Raw genomic sequence first — 16,131 nt, forward strand, 5'->3', positions numbered from 1 at the left:
GATTACCAAGTTGAAACTTAATCGATTAAGATATATCTTTAACTAGCACGTACAATTTTACAAGTAATTTTTAAATATTTTACATACAAAAGTTGTGACAAAGGTAATACTAATCAGAGTAAGTGATTGAGTTATTACTATAACTTGAGCCACAACGAGGAAAAATCACATGACGAATTTACACACACACACGCAAAGCGACCCAATGCAGCGCATACGAATACTCACTTACATGATGTTTTTTATGTTTGCGATGACCTCTGATGCGGTAGGAATGATTATTCCAGAGTTAATCTCAGATTTTGGTTTAAGTATGACCCAAGCCAGTGCTTTTCATTACGCACCTATGGCACTGATTGCCTTTAGTGGCTTGTTTTTAGGCTTTTTAGCCGACAGCCTAGGCCGAAAACAAACCATAATGCTGGGCTTACTTATTTTTTCTGGCAGTTGTTTTTTGTTTGCTTTTAGTAACAGCTTTTCAATATTTTTAATTTTGCTTTGCTGTATCGGTTTGGCCATTGGTTTATTTAAAACGGGCGCACTAGCGCTACTTGGCGATATTTCAGCAAGTAACGCAGAACACACTAAAACCATGAATAAAGTAGAAGGCTTTTTTGGTATTGGTGCCATTGTTGGCCCTGCGCTGGTAGGCGTACTACTTACTCAAAACGTGAGCTGGACTTACCTTTATATTATTGCCGGTGTTATGTGCTTAATTTTAGCATTAATGGCATGGCGCGCCGACTACCCTGCCGTTGTCAAAAATACAGAGAAGCCCGCTTCACTTGCCACCACCATGAAAATGATTAAAAACCCGTACGCACTTGGTTTTTCACTAGCAATTGCCTTGTATGTGGCAACCGAGGTTGCGATTTACGTGTGGATGCCAACCCTTTTAAAAGATTACACAGGCTCGTGGCCTTTACTTGCAACCTACGCACTTACTGTATTTTTTGTATTACGTGCTGCTGGGCGCTTTATTGCTGTATGGCTTTTAAATCACTTTAGCTGGCAAGGGGTTATGGCTTATTTAAGTTTAGGTATCGCGCTATGTTATGTGGGCACTTTGGTAGGCGGCGTTGATTGGGCTGTGGGCTTACTGCCGCTTTCTGGCTTATTTATGTCGATGGTATACCCTACTTTAAACTCTAAAGGTATATCGTGCTTTCCTGTTGCACAACATGGTGCAGTAGCTGGTGTTATTTTATTTTTTACCGCGCTTTCGGCCGCATTGGCACCTTTATTTATGGGCATGATAAGTGATTACTTTGGCCACGTACGCTACGGTTTTTACTTAGCAACAGGCTTTGCTGTGATCTTGTTTTTAGCCATGCTTTATAACTTTTACCGCGACCCTGCGGCAAAAGCATTAACTAAAAGTGCATAAATTGCCATTAAATCTCTATTAAAAACACTTTATAAATCAATACGAAAACAAAGTAAGAGCAAATTACACACAAAAATAATTTGCTTCTTGTAAAAAATTTGTTATTTTTACTTAATCGATTAAGTAAAAATAACAAACTCACACAACACAATGAGGCGTTAACATGACAACACACCACACACCTTTATATTTAATCAGTGCCTTAGCACTTGCAGTAAGCCAAGGCGTTCATGCACAAGACGAGCAAGAAACCAAAGTGCAAGCTAACCAAGGGCTTGAAACAATTGTTGTTACCGGCGTTCCTCGCCGCACAACTATTATGGCGTCGAGTTCATCAGTAAGCAGTTTATCGCTTGAACAAGTAGAGGTATCTACACCGCGCTCAACGGCTGAGGCATTTAGAATTATCCCGGGCGTTCGCGCTGAATCAACAGGCGGTGAAGGTAACGCAAATATTGCAGTGCGTGGTTTACCTGTAGCCTCGGGTGGCGCTAAGTTTTTACAACTGCAAGAAGATGGCCTGCCTGTGATGCAGTTTGGTGATGTTGCCTTTGGTAACGCCGATATTTTTATGCGCCTTGATAACACGGTGCAAACAATCGAATCAATCCGTGGTGGCTCTGCCTCTACCTCGGCTAGTAATGCACCCGGTGGCATTATTAACTTTATTTCTAAAAACGGCGAAAACGAATCGGGTAGCGTATCTTCTACTGTTGGTCTTGATTACGACAGTGTTCGCACCGACTTTGAATACGGCACCTACTTAACCGATAGTGTACGTTTTCATGTAGGCGGTTTTGTACGCCAAGGCGAAGGCCCGCGCGAAACAGGCTACACATCAAATAAGGGTGGCCAAATTAAAGCTAACCTTACTAAAGATTTTGAAAACGGCTACGTACGCCTTTACTACAAACACCTAGACGATAAAAGCGTAGGTTACTTACCTATGCCAATGTACTCAAATGGTGATTCTATTGCAGGATTTGATGCACAATCAGATACACCACACTCTGCTTTATTTACTAAAACAGTGCGCTTAAATGGCGAAAACCAAATTAGCAGTGGCGATTTACGCGACGGCATGAACCCTAATGTAGATGCGGTAGGTTTTGAAGCTGTATTTGATTTAGATAACGATTGGCGAATCGAAAACCGTTTTCGTAAATCGTCAATTAGCGGCAACTTTAACTCGCTAATTCCTGCGGAAGTTGGCAGTGCATCGTCTATTGCACAAAGTATTGGTGGTGCAGGTGCAACACTGAGTAACGCAAATACGGGTGAGGCGTTTAATGATGAACTTGCTATGCGTATTCACACTTTTGATGTAACGCTTAATGACTTTGGATCTATTGTTAACGACTTTAAACTAACTAAATCGTTTAGAGATGACACCAGCCTAACTTTTGGTTACTTTGCCTCTACACAAAATATTGCGATGTCGTGGTTATGGAACTCGTACTTAATGGAGCTTAAAGGCGACAATGCTGCACTTTTAAATGTAACCGCAGCCGATGGCACTGAATATTCAGAAAATGGTTTATACGCTTATGGCACGCCTTATTGGGGTAACTGTTGTCAGCGCGATTACGACACCGAGTACGATACACGCGCCCCGTACGTTGCCTTTTCAACAAAACTTGGTGATGTAAGCATTGATGCAAGCGCCCGCTACGACAGCGGTGAAGCACGCGGTAACTACGCAGATGCTGTAACCTCAACAGTAGATATGAACCGCGACGGTACTATTTCTATTCCTGAGCAAAACGTAGCTGGTATTGATATAGCTAACGCCAGCCCAGTAAATTACGATTGGAGCTACTCATCTTACTCAGTGGGTGCTAACTACCAAATTGACCCAAGCCTTGCTACGTTTGCGCGTATCAGTAAAGGCGGCCGTGCCAATGCAGACCGTTTGTTATTTGGTAAAGTACGCAGTGACGGCAGTGTTGCTGACGAAGATGCAGTAGATGAAGTAAATCAATTTGAGATTGGTGTGAAAAAACGTTTTGATTCGTTCTCAGTATTTGCAACGGCCTTCTATGCAGAAACAGAAGAGCAAAACTTTGAAGCAACTTCGCAAACCTTTTTTGACCGCGAATACGAAGCAAAAGGTATTGAGGTAGAATCAACTTACTTTATGGATGCGTGGGACTTTAGAGGTAACTTTACTTGGACCGATGCTGAAATTGCAAAAGATGCGCTAACCCCTGAAGTTGTAGGTAACACACCACGTCGCCAAGCGGATTTAATTTACTCACTAATGGCACGTTACAGCTACGATAAAGGCGCGGCAGGTGTAAGCTTTATTGGCACAACCGATGCTTACGCACAAGATAACAACGACCTTAAGTTTGACGGCTACACGCAAGTAAATGCATTTGTAAGCTACGACTTATCAGAAAACTTAAACCTTGCGCTTAATGTAAACAACCTATTCGATACAGTAGGTATTACAGAAGCTGAAGAAGGTTCAGTACCTGAAAACGACATTATTCGTGCCCGTACAATTAACGGCCGCACAACGTCGGTTACTTTAAAATACGCTTTTAACTAAATGTGTGTATTGCGCTGCAGTGAGTAATCACTGTAGCGCCTTTTAAAGTATGAATAAATAACCCCCTTCACGTTTTTAGCCTAGCCTTGCTAGGCTTTTTAGGATATTCAAAATGACAAAACTCCTGTGCTTAGGCGAGCTATTAATTGATATGCTGCCACAAGATGCTCATAACTCGGCCTATTTACCTATACCTGGCGGTGCACCTGCCAATGTAGCTGTTGGCTATGCAAAACTCGGTGGTGAAGCCGCGTTTTGTGGTGGTAAAGGGGATGATCATTTTGCCAATCAATTAAACAATGCATTAGCGCAATATAATGTAAATACAGACTATTTATTTGCCATTGAAGGCTCACAAACCGCTATGGTAATAGTCAGCCTTGATGAAACCGGCGAGCGTAGTTTTGGCTTTTATCGCCATAACACAGCCGATGTATTATTAACCCAAGCGCATTTAGCGCATATAAATTGGCAAGACATTAGCACCCTACACTTTTGTTCAAACACCCTAACCGACCCCGCAATTGCCAGCACAACACTTAAAGCGCTAGAACTTGCTAAAACACATAATAAGCTCGTTAGTTTTGATGTGAATTTACGCTATAGCTTGTGGCAAAACACAAATGATATAGCAAGCAATGTACAAGCCTGTTATACCTATTGCGACATAGTAAAACTTTCGCGTGATGAACTTAATTTTTTAGCACAGCATAGCGATACAACGGGCGACGATTACATTAAAACGCTATTAAATACGGGAGTAAAACTGGTGTTTTTAACCGACGGGCCAGAGCCTGCCAAGGTTTACCACAGCGCATTTACACTTAACGAGTCGGCACCAAAAATAAACGCAGTAGATACAACAAGTGCGGGTGATGCATTTATAGCGGGAGTTTTATACTACTTAAATAACCTAGGACGTGATTTACCGCTAGCAGATAAACTAAATGATGAAACAAGCGTAAAAGGCGCCCTGCACTTTGCACTTAAATGTGGCTCTAAAGCGTGTTTAGCTAAAGGTGCTTTTCCGGCGTTACCAGTACTCGCTGATGTAATGTAACTCTTAAGTAGAGTGCAAGGTGCTTTAAATAATAAAAAACGCTCTTGAGAGCGTTTTTAATCACGTTATTCATCTAGCCAATCAATAGCGGCGGTGGCGTTTTCGTAGTATTGCACCTCACCTGAAATAAACCAGTTGCCTATTTTGGCCATGCGGGCTTGCCATTCCTTATTGCCATAAATAGCAATTTTATTAAATTCTTTTGAGTGTCTTACGCCAAGCTTTAAATCATCCCACGCGGCGCGAAGCTCCCAGCCTTCTAGCTCACTGGCATCAATAAGTACATTTGCTATAGGGTGTTTAACCTCGCCAAGGGCTGAGTCGATCATGGGGGTAATGACTTTATAGTCTTCGTGAGTGAGTGTACCCACTGCTTTTAATTTTAAAAAGAATTCTCGGCCTGCGCGTTCAATACCAATAGATAAACCATGTGTTGTGTGTACCATGCAGCTCTCCTTAATCGGGTGCGCTTATGTTATTTACAGCCTGTGTGAGTGGGTTTAATAACGAAAGTTGGAGTTAATTAAAGCCTATAAAGTGAAATTATTCCCTTTAAAAAAATAAAAACCCCAAAAATACCCATCACTTACTGAGTTAAACTATAAAACTACACCCTATTAAGTTAATTAGTACTGAACTAGATCAAACAACACTGCTAAATAAGGGTATTTACTAAGCGTTTTGCACACGCTCAATTTGCTTATCTACATCTGTTAAATGGCCTAATTTAAGCCATACTTTTGCACCTTGCTTACCAGCAGTTATATTAAGCTCGCTATTAATAGGCAGCCTTAACCAACTGTGCTTTTTTAAAGTGTCTGATTGCTCACGAATATCGCCTTCAAGCACCAGTAGCTCAGCCCCATCGCTTGCACTAATTTGCATATTGGCACCGGCTTCAAAGTGCAATAGGCTCACCTCTTCAAGGTCATCTTTATAAAGCGGTGTAATGGCAAGCCCTTTAAATGTGGCGTGTTGTACGCTGCCCATGTGGTGTGTTTGTAGGCGCACGTGGGTTTTATCATGTGGCTGAAATTGCCAGAGCTTCACAAATATTATGCAGCCTTCATCGGAGCCTGGTTTGTGCTTTGATTTCGGCGCGTTACGAATATACGAGCCTTGCGGAAAATCCCCATGTTCGTCTTGAAATACGCCCTCTAGTACTAAAAATTCTTCGCCGCCTGTATGCACATGAGGCGAAAACTCGCTGCCAGGGGCATAACGCACAATACTTGTAGCGCGGGCTACTTCTGCGCCAACTCTATCAAGAGGGCGCCTATCAACGCCTGCCATTGGTGAGGAAATCCAATCAAGCTGCTCACTATGAACAACGACACGCTTTGAAAAATCGGCGGCTATTTTCATTTTTTTACCTTTAAAATTGCATAGTGTGAGAGTAAATTTTACGCATAAAAAAAGCGAGCTTACTAAGCTCGCTTCCTTAAATTTTTAAGCTGTTATGCTACATCTAACTTTTTATGTTTAGAGTGTACAAAAACTAAAGCAATTAAACCAATAACAACGACTGCTGCGCCAATAGGTTTGCCTAGGTCGGCCGATAAATTAAAGCCAATTGCAGCGGTCATTATGTACGAAAGAGTTACGCCCGTTGCAATTACAGCAGGTACGCTGGTGATCCAATGAAAGGCACGTCTATCAAACAAGTACTTAGTAGCAAGCCATAGTACGCTTGTTGAAAGCAGCATGTTTGAAAACGCAAAGTAGCGCCAAATCACTGAGAAATCTAATTTAGTCATAAAAAAGGCAATCGTTAAAATAGGCACTGCCAGTAATAAGCGATTACGTAAGCTTTGCGGAATATTAAACGCATCAACCACGGTTAAACGCAGTGAACGGAACGCCGTATCGCCAGAGGTAATAGGGAACACCGCAACAGCAATAATGGCCATAATACCACCCATTACGCCTAAGTAACTATTTGCTACATGGTTAACCACTAAACCTGGGCCACCTTGGTCAAGCAATGCTTTTAAGCCAGCGTAACCTTCTGGGAATGCAGCAATACCCGCAAGTGCCCATACACAACCTACAATGCCTTCACACATCATTGCGCCATAATATACTGGGCGTACGTATTTTTCGTTTGTTAAACAGCGGGCAATAATAGGCGCTTGGGTAGAGTGAAAGCCACTAATGGCACCACAAGTAATGGTAATAAACAGTAATGGCCAGGTTGGTAAGCCATCAGGGTTTGGCTCTAAAAAGTCATGCGCGTGGTCGGCTTCAAAGTAGGCTAAAAAGTCGCCTGCAACTGGTAAATGTGGCGCATCGAGTAATAGCGCACCGGCTATTAATGTAGTCATTACAATCATTAATAAGCCAAATAGCGGGTAAAACTTAGTAATAATTTTATCAATAGGGAGCAGCGTTGCTAAAAAGTAGTACGCTAAAATAGCCAAAACCCAAAAAGTATTATTAGCAAAAAAAGTGCCTTCAAATACATCTAAGTTACTTAATAAGCCCGCTGGGCTCATAATAAATACAACGCCCACAAAAAACAGCAGCATGGCTGTAAATATCAGCATAAAGCCTTTAAACACAACGTTGTAATAGTGTCCTGCTATTTCTGGTAAGCTTTTGCCATCTTCTTTAATGCTCATCACACCTGAGAAGAAGTCGTGTACTGCACCGCCTAATACGTTACCAAGCACAATCCACACAAGTGCTACCGGTCCGTAAAGTGCACCTAAAATTGGGCCAAATATAGGGCCTACACCCGCAATATTTAAAAACTGAATTAAAAATGCACGCACAGGGTGAATGGCTACATAGTCAACACCTTCGCTAAAGCGTTTTTGTGGTGTATCAACCGTTGTATCCATACCTGCTTGTTTTTCAACAAACGGGCTATAAAACTTATATCCCAGTATTAAGATTGTTATGCAGATAAAAAAGATGATCATAAAGCACGTTTCTCTTTTTGTATTTGGAGTATAGAGCGTGTAATTAACGCCCCGCCTTTCAATCCATGAATAATCGACGAACATTAACAAAGTATTAATGCCACCGCTATAAGACGATTAGCTAATACACCAGCCACTTTTTGTGCACCTTGCTCAACACTTAATCTAAACGGCTTCATTAATAAAAATAAAAGCAAAAAAAAGCGGCTTTACTATAAAAAGTAAAACCGCTTACACACACAATGATTGGGTATAGCTGTGTAATTTACGTTACGCTGGGCTCATAAATTCGTTAATTTGTTCATGAGTAAGTGTAGGTGTAGCACCAGCACTTTCTGCCACCATAGCACCTACTGCACACGCAAAATCAACAGCATGTTGTGCACAATCACTACTACAAAGCTGATAAATTAACGACCCTAAAAACGAATCCCCCGCACCTACTGTATCCACAACGCTAATTAAATAACCTGAGTTATAGTAATTTTCGCCTTTAATGGTTAGTAGTGCACCGTGGCTGCCCTTAGTTACACATAAGTATTCGGTGTTTGTTTGCTGTGCAATAAACGCTAAATTTTGCTCAAGTGAATGGAACTTACAGCCCATTGCTTTGGCAATTTCGTAAAGCTCTTCATCGTTTAATTTGATGAAGTCGGCTTTATTCATTAAATCTACTAATGTATCTAACGTGTAGTGTGGCGCACGTAAATTTACGTCAAACACTTTAAAGTTAGCTACATCAACTAACTGGTTTAAGGTAGCAAGTGAGGCTTCGCTTCGGCCAATTAGGCTACCAAATACAAATACATCACTGGCTTTTACTTTTTCAATAAGTGAGTCTGTAAGCTCAATGTTATCCCATGCTGTATCGGCAACTATTTCGTAGCTGGCTGAGCCGCTTTTATCTAGGGTAACTTGCACGGTGCTGGTTTTTTTGTCGTTATTAACGCCAATATATTCGCAGCTAACGCCTTTGCTTTTAATTTCGCCTAATAGCTCAGTACCAAGTTCATCGTTACCTACCGCGCTTATCATGTCGGCTTTAATGCCCAGTGAGTTAATACGCACACACATGTTAAGCGGCGCGCCGCCTAAGCGTTTATCGTTTTCAAAACAATCCCATAGTACTTCACCAAAGCAACTTACGCTTACGTCTTTACCTTGTTTAGAATCAATTAAAATGCTCATTATTAGTTACCTTTAGGCTCAAGCACGTTATTCATAATTGCTTTAATTTTACTTGCCGGTGCGTATAACGCTTCTATGTTGTTTTTGTAGTGAGACGTAAAAGCACTTTGCGTGTTTAAATCACCAAATAAACTTGTTAGCGACAAAAATGCAAGGTCATCGCTGGCTGTTTTAGCCGCGGCTTCATGCAATTCGCTTTGCATTGCATCGATTATTTCAAGTGTATTGCCTTGCTCATCGACCCCTTTATCGCTGTAAAAACACCATGCAGCAATAACAAGAGTCGCAAGAGACACATCACGGCCTTGCACTAGGTTTTCGTTAATAGTGGCAATTAAAAACTTAGGTAGCTTTGCTGCGCTTTCTGAACAAATGCGCGATAAGCTGTCTTTAATGTTTGGATTAGCAAAACGCTCGATTAGCGTGTCTTTGTAGATTTCAAGATCAATGCCTTCTAGTTGCGCTAGGTTAGGCGTTACTTCTTTATCCATAAACGCACGTAGGTACTTCGCAAATAAAGGATCAGATACTGTTTCGTCAATTGTGCTATAGCCATGTACAGAGCCTAATAAACCCAGTACCGAATGGCCTGCATTTAATAAGCGTATTTTCATGGTTTCATAAGGCGTTACATCACTTACAAATTGTGCGCCTACGCTATCCCAATCTGGGCGTCCGCAGCAAAATGAGTCTTCAATCACCCATTGAGTAAACGACTCACACGTAATTGGCCATTCATCGCTAACACCGTACGCATCAACAACGTAGTCAATATCGCTCTTTTTAGACACCGGTGTAATACGGTCAACCATTGCATTTGGAAAGGTTACATTAGCGGCAATCCACTCGCTTAGTTCTTTATCTTGCTCAGCTGCAAAGGCAAGTAGCATTTTGCGCGTTACATTACCGTTGTGCTGAATGTTATCGCACGACTGTACAGTAAACGCATCAAGGCCTTGCTCTTTACGCAGTTTTAACGCAGCAGTAATGTAACCAAACGCCGTGATTGGATCGTTAGGATTATTAATGTCGTTAATAATGTCTGGATTTGAGTAATCAAACTCACCCGTTACAGGGTTAAAGTTATAACCCCCTTCGGTAATGGTTAACGACACAATATGCGTATCGCTGTGCGCAAGCTTATTAATAACCGCTTGTTTGTCCTCTGGGGCAAACAAAAAGTCAATCATAGAGCCAATAACTTTGTTATCTATCTGCCCATTTGGGTGTCTTACTGTTAGCGTGTAAAGGTAGTCTTGCTGCTTTAAAATATCGCGCAGACCACGGTTACCCTCTAATAAGCCCACACCACAAATACCCCACTGTTCAGCACCTGGCGTTTTTAATAGCTCGTTTATGTACACCGCTTGGTGAGCACGGTGAAAGCCGCCCACACCAATATGTACTATACCCGCTTTTAGCTTGCTGCGGTCGTAGTTTGGTGTATCTACATGGCTTGGCATATCTGCCAAGCTTTGTTGGTTTAGCCCTTTAACAAGAGCGTCAGTGTGCTGGTGTTGCGTCATGGTGCGACCTTACTAAAACAATATTAAAAATTTAACTTAAGATGCAGTGTTGAGTGCTTTATGGCGCAATAGCGACCAGTAAGCGGTTGCAAAATAAATAATGGTGCAAATAAAACAGGCAATTTCAAACTGCGTTTTATTTCCTGCGTAAATGCTCATGCTGTCACTAAAAAACATGACTTGGCTGGCAAAGCCAAAAATAATAAGTAACGAAACAGTAGACACACCATTTAACACTTTGGTTAGCAATGAGTTATCAATAACTGGCGCTTTAACATCTTTAGCCAGTCCTGCTTGGTACTCTTTTATGTCTTTTAGCTCTTGCTCTTCTGCTGCAATTTCTTTGCTGTAGTCTTCACCTGCGCCGTACTTTTTAGCCAGTAGGGTGTAAACCACAATGGTGAATATCCAAGTAGGAATAAATAGGTAGTAAAATGACATTACATCAATTGCATTTAAACCAAAGCCAAACACAAGTGCCAACGCCCAAGAAGCAATAGCCGGTACGCTACGGGTAATGTTTTTATATTTAGCCCAGTAACGGGTTAAACCAATTTTAGGAAATAAAACATGCTCAGCAAATACAATACCGCCCACAGGCACTACTAATAATCCTGCGTAGGTAAGTAGTGGTAACATTTGCGAAAATACAAACGGGAAACACGCAATAATAACGGTTACAACACCCACAATGGCGGTTGTACGCTCACGTGATTGGTCAACAAAAATAGACTGTGCTGCAAGCCCTGCGCGGTAAAGATTAGCGTTAGCTGTTGTCCAGCCTGCAATAATTACAATTACAAAACCCGTCCAACCTAATGCGTGGTAAGCAACGTCACCTGGGTCAAGCGATGAAATAGTGGTTTTAAGTAATACCGCAACACCCGCGCCCATAATACCGGCCGATATCCACGCTAAGTAATGGCCAAAAAACATACCTACGCCAGAAAACAAACCGTAGCTTTTACGTTTGGCAAATCTAAAAATAGCCATATCAATTAAGCCAAAGTGGGTAATAGAGTTTGCAGCCCATGCAAAACCTATAACCTCTAATAAGCCAATACCTTTTTCGCCATCAGCAGTGGTACCAGTCCAGATTGATGAATCCCCTATTGCCATAAAGTCGTCAAAGCCTGTTAGCGTGGTTACCCCTAATACATGATTAGAAAGCTCAGGAAACAATGCAAACGAGCCCGCTATAAAAATAACAAACAACCACGGCGCACAAATTTTAGAAAAATCAGCAACCGTAGAAAAACCATACATAGCCACAAATACAACAATAGAGCCAACTGATAATACAATGGCCACAAATGCTAAGCTGTTAGGATACCAATCGAGTTGTGCGGGTATATCAAATAAAAACCGAACGGCGGTTGCCGATACCGTGATCATCGCGGCGGATATCACACTAAATATGACCACGTTTGCCCAGTTATAGAGCTTGGTCATTGAGTTACCCGCAATTTTATTTAGGTAGTTGTATAAACTTAAACGTGTTTCTACCGCAATTGGAGAAGTAATTAACCACCACGAACACATTGCTAATAGGTTACCAATTAATAAACCTAATAGAATGTCGATGGTCGATGCGCCTAATGCAACAAAGGTTGCACCAATAACAAATTCGGTGGCTGCAACGTGCTCACCAGCGTATAAGCCGGCAAAGTGCTTCCAACCATGAAGCTTATGATTAGCAACGGGCAATTGCTCTTCGTTAACATCGTTAAATGTTTGTGTGTGTGGACTTGATGCCATGGTATTTTCCTATTGTTTTAAGCACAGCCCTAACTAACCTGAACTCTGGATAATAAATCTATCTCAAGCAGCTATTTCCAGCGCTAACTACGTTAAATTTACTTGCAATAGGCTAGCTATTGACGCGTAATTTCGCCTTGTTTTCACTGTAAATCTCTGGCTAGAGAAAATAAACATAGATATCACTTTTGATTTAATATGTTAGTAAATCTCTTAACCAAAGTTCAGGTTAACTATTAATTTAAATAAGTGTTTTTTTATTTAAATTAATAATGAGTAAATCGCCGTGCCTTTTTATAATGCTACTACTATAACTATCTAATAATTAATGCATTTTACGTTAAGCTTTGTCAGTGTCATAAAGCTCAACGTTAATATTCTATTACTGTGTTTGTAATGCTGGGTACTGCTTATAAAAGTCATCCCAATGGGTTAAATGTGCGACCTCTGGGTAAGCTTGGTGAACAAAGTTCACTGCATCTTGCATATGCCCACCTCCGCTGTAATGCAAAACCTGCATATTGGCGGCAAGTGCAGCGCACACACCGGCTTTTGAGTCTTCAATCACTAAACATTTGCTTGGGTTAACACCCATTTGCTCTGCAGCATGTAAAAATAAATCGGGTGCGGGCTTACCATTTTTTACCTCACTTGAGGTAAATACCTTATTAAAGTACTGCGATAAATTAACCACATTAAGCGCTTTAGCAGTGCGTTTAGGGCTACTGCTTGTTGCAATACAACAAGGTACAGATAATTGCTCTAGCACGTGTTTAATACCGTTAGTTGGCATTAATGCAGTTTCGAACTCGTTTAATAATGCTTCTCGGTAATCGGCTTCAAAGCTCTCAGCTAATGTCACGTTAAAGGTATCGAATAAGTTTTGGGTAACTGTTTTAAAATTACAGCCTAAAAAATATTGTTGTACATAGGCTCGGTCAATATTAACGCCAATCTCTGCAAGCATGTTTATTAACACTTGCGCGCTCAATATTTCGCTATCTATAACAACGCCATCACAATCAAAAATAACTAATTCTATTTTAGTATTCATATTGCCCCTTTTTATGCACCTAGTTTGGTGCAACCTTAACTTGAGCATAAGCCCAGCAAGTGAGCATATTCTCTTTATTGTTATAATAAGTCAACATCTTGTTAGTGAAAAACGCACCACGATGGTGAATATTTATTCATTAAATATGAAATTGTCTGTATTTTCATTGATTTCAAAATTGCAATTACGACTAAGGTCGAACATTACAAAAACGCTATTTAGAAAATAGAAGGCAGCTCACAAATAACAATCTAAATTTGTGATTACCCCAATCTAAACAATCAATTTTACCGAACTAACTTTTGTTAATACACTCATTCACAGTTAAACAGCCAGCAACACTGCCGGCACTTTTATACAGATGAGGTCGACAATGAATACTCAAAAAAACACGATTAATAATAAATCTACATTAACGCTAAGTGCATTAGCGCTAGCAATGGCATTACCTGCAAGTGCCGCTACCACCTTAACTAAAGACAACGGCGCGGCTGTTGGCGACAACCAAAACTCTATTACCGCTGGTGAGCGCGGAAGTGTATTACTTGAAGACGTACACCTAATTCAAAAGCTACAACGCTTTGCTCGTGAGCGCATTCCTGAGCGTGTAGTGCATGCGCGTGGTACAGGTGCTCACGGTGTGTTTGTAGCGTCTAAAGAGTTAGATGACTTAACAATTGCTGCACCGTTTGCAGAAGCGGGTAAAGAAACAGACGTATTTGTACGTTTTTCATCAGTAATTCACTCAAAAGGTAGCCCAGAAACACTGCGCGACCCGCGTGGTTTTGCGACTAAGTTTTACACCGACCAAGGTAACTGGGATTTAGTAGGTAACAACTTACCGGTATTCTTTATTCGCGATGCGATTAAATTTCCAGACATGGTTCACTCGTTAAAGCCATCACCGGTTGATAACATTCAAGATCCTAACCGCTTTTTTGACTTTTTCTCATACGAGCCAGGTTCTACTCACATGTTAACGTGGGTATACAGCGACTACGGCACACCTGCAAGCCTTCGTAAAATGGACGGCTGGGGCGTACATGCTTACAAAATGATTAATAAGTCAGGCGATGTTAAATACGTTAAGTTTCATTGGGTGAGCCAGCAAGGTATTGATAACCTTGACTCAAAAGAAGTAGCTGAAGTGCAAAGCCAAGACTTCCAGCACTTAACACGCGACCTATACAGTGAGATTGGTAAAGGCAATTTCCCTAAATGGGATCTATACATTAAAACCCTTGATCCGTCGCAGTTAGATGACTTTGACTACAACCCATTAGATGCAACAAAAATGTGGTTAGACGTGAAAGAGACTAAAGTAGGCACCATGACCCTAAACCGTATGCCAACTAACTTCTTCCAATCTACAGAACAAGTTGCAATGGCACCGGCAAATGTTATTCCGGGTATTGAGCCATCTGAAGACAGACTATTACAAGGGCGTGTTTTCTCTTACGCCGATACGCAAATGTACCGCTTAGGTGCTAACCACCAACAATTGCCAATTAACCGTGCAAAAGTTGAAGTGGTTAACTACAACCAAGACGGCGCAATGAACTACGGTAATACAACAAGTAACGTGAATTACCAACCAAGTCACGAAAACGTTGCAGAAAACCCAATTGCACGCAGAAGTAACACAGAGCTAAAAGGCTACGTACAACAAGCAGCTATTAAAAAGCAGCAAAACTTTGCTCAAGCGGGTGTACTTTACCGCAGCTTTAGCAAGCAAGAGCGCACTAACTTAGTTAACAACTTAGCCGGCGATTTAGGCAAAGTGAAAGACAGCAAAGTTATGCACAAAATGCTTAGCCACTTCTACAAAGCAGATAGCGAATACGGTACACGCTTAACTAACGCTGTAAACGGCGACATGAAACAAGTTAAGCAACTAGCCGCTAAGCTTTAATATTTTACCCAACCTGTAAGTTATTGAGGAAAGCCTAGCTTTCCTCTTTTTTAAAAAGGTAACCAGTATGCGTAAATTACTTATTATATTTACTTTAGTGATGAGCTTTTCAGGCTTTGCCAATGAGCCACAAAGCCCTGTAAATGAACAAAGCACCGCCCAGTCGCAATACGACAGCTTACTTGCTTATTACTTTGCAGCCGCACGCACCGACGACACCGCCGTAATAACGCAATTTGTTGATGCTGGCATTCCTATTAATAGTTACAACAACAAAGGTTACACCGCGCTAATGATTGCCACCTACCACGGCAATAAAAATACGGTAAACACTTTATTGCAACTAGGTGCTAATGCCTGCCTTGAAGATAACCGCGGTAACACAGCCCTAATGGCCGCCATTTTTAGAGGCGAATTTAGTATCGCTAAAACACTTGTAGGCCTTGATTGCGACAACGCACATCAAAACAAAGCAGGCCAAACAGCCGAGCAATTTGCACAAAAATTTGGCCAACAAAAAGTGCTCGACTTACTCGCTCAGGTAAACAGTAAATCTAATTAACCAACTTTTAATATACCTATTAGCCCGTTATTGTTAATGGCAATAAGGCTCCATTAACTGCCAATAACAAGGCTTTAGCAAAATAAGTAGTACCCTGTAGTTATTTAAACCTTCCTCTCGCCCCACTTCATTTGGGGCGTGGTTTATACCAATTCCAATAAATAGCTGGCCTATTTTACTCGCTAAAACAACTCATTTTTTTTTGT

The 16,131-nt window shown here is 41.2% G+C and carries 12 protein-coding genes; 5 read left to right on the forward strand and 7 right to left on the reverse strand.

Annotated features, from left to right (window positions below; translation table 11 throughout):
* Positions 1-169 precede the first annotated feature (169 nt).
* From AN389_RS12210 to AN389_RS12220, 3 genes are all read left to right on the forward strand, one after another.
* Positions 170-1,387, forward strand: a complete 1,218-nt coding sequence (locus AN389_RS12210) for a sugar MFS transporter (RefSeq protein ID WP_055019894.1) — start codon at positions 170-172, stop codon at positions 1,385-1,387.
* 163 nt (positions 1,388-1,550) lie between these two features.
* Positions 1,551-3,941, forward strand: a complete 2,391-nt coding sequence (locus AN389_RS12215) for a TonB-dependent receptor (protein ID WP_055019895.1) — start codon at positions 1,551-1,553, stop codon at positions 3,939-3,941.
* 112 nt (positions 3,942-4,053) lie between these two features.
* Positions 4,054-5,001 carry a carbohydrate kinase gene (locus tag AN389_RS12220; protein ID WP_055019896.1) on the forward strand — a complete coding sequence of 316 codons (948 nt, stop codon included), beginning with the start codon at positions 4,054-4,056 and terminating at the stop codon, positions 4,999-5,001.
* A gap of 65 nt (positions 5,002-5,066) precedes the next feature.
* Here the strand turns inward: AN389_RS12220 and AN389_RS12225 are convergent, their stop codons facing one another.
* From AN389_RS12225 to AN389_RS12255, 7 genes are all read right to left on the reverse strand, one after another.
* The gene (locus AN389_RS12225) at positions 5,067-5,447 is read right to left on the reverse strand and encodes an STAS/SEC14 domain-containing protein (RefSeq protein ID WP_055014510.1); all 381 of its coding nucleotides are present in this window, start codon (positions 5,445-5,447) and stop codon (positions 5,067-5,069) included.
* 226 nt (positions 5,448-5,673) lie between these two features.
* Positions 5,674-6,366: a cupin domain-containing protein gene (locus AN389_RS12230; RefSeq protein ID WP_055019897.1), complete on the reverse strand. Its 693-nt coding sequence runs from the start codon at positions 6,364-6,366 to the stop codon at positions 5,674-5,676.
* A gap of 92 nt (positions 6,367-6,458) precedes the next feature.
* On the reverse strand, positions 6,459-7,925 hold the full coding sequence (locus AN389_RS12235) for a carbon starvation protein A (protein ID WP_055014512.1): 1,467 nt from the start codon (positions 7,923-7,925) through the stop codon (positions 6,459-6,461).
* A 270-nt stretch (positions 7,926-8,195) separates the two neighbouring features.
* Complete coding sequence (locus AN389_RS12240; RefSeq protein ID WP_055014513.1) at positions 8,196-9,113, reverse strand: carbohydrate kinase; 918 nt, start codon at positions 9,111-9,113, stop codon at positions 8,196-8,198.
* Positions 9,114-9,115: 2 nt separating this feature from the next.
* Positions 9,116-10,639, reverse strand: a complete 1,524-nt coding sequence (locus AN389_RS12245) for a mannitol dehydrogenase family protein (protein ID WP_055014514.1) — start codon at positions 10,637-10,639, stop codon at positions 9,116-9,118.
* Between the two features lie 36 nt (positions 10,640-10,675).
* On the reverse strand, positions 10,676-12,397 hold the full coding sequence (locus AN389_RS12250) for a cytosine permease (protein ID WP_055019898.1): 1,722 nt from the start codon (positions 12,395-12,397) through the stop codon (positions 10,676-10,678).
* Positions 12,398-12,779: 382 nt separating this feature from the next.
* The gene (locus tag AN389_RS12255) at positions 12,780-13,451 is read right to left on the reverse strand and encodes an HAD family phosphatase (protein WP_055014516.1); all 672 of its coding nucleotides are present in this window, start codon (positions 13,449-13,451) and stop codon (positions 12,780-12,782) included.
* 373 nt (positions 13,452-13,824) lie between these two features.
* Between AN389_RS12255 and AN389_RS12260 the strand changes: the two genes are divergently transcribed.
* Positions 13,825-15,363: a catalase gene (locus AN389_RS12260; protein WP_055014517.1), complete on the forward strand. Its 1,539-nt coding sequence runs from the start codon at positions 13,825-13,827 to the stop codon at positions 15,361-15,363.
* A gap of 100 nt (positions 15,364-15,463) precedes the next feature.
* Positions 15,464-15,925 carry an ankyrin repeat domain-containing protein gene (locus tag AN389_RS12265; protein ID WP_408003056.1) on the forward strand — a complete coding sequence of 154 codons (462 nt, stop codon included), beginning with the start codon at positions 15,464-15,466 and terminating at the stop codon, positions 15,923-15,925.
* Positions 15,926-16,131: the final 206 nt, after the last annotated feature.

The organism is Pseudoalteromonas sp. P1-7a (genome assembly GCF_001401855.1).
Lineage (GTDB): Bacteria > Pseudomonadota > Gammaproteobacteria > Enterobacterales > Alteromonadaceae > Pseudoalteromonas.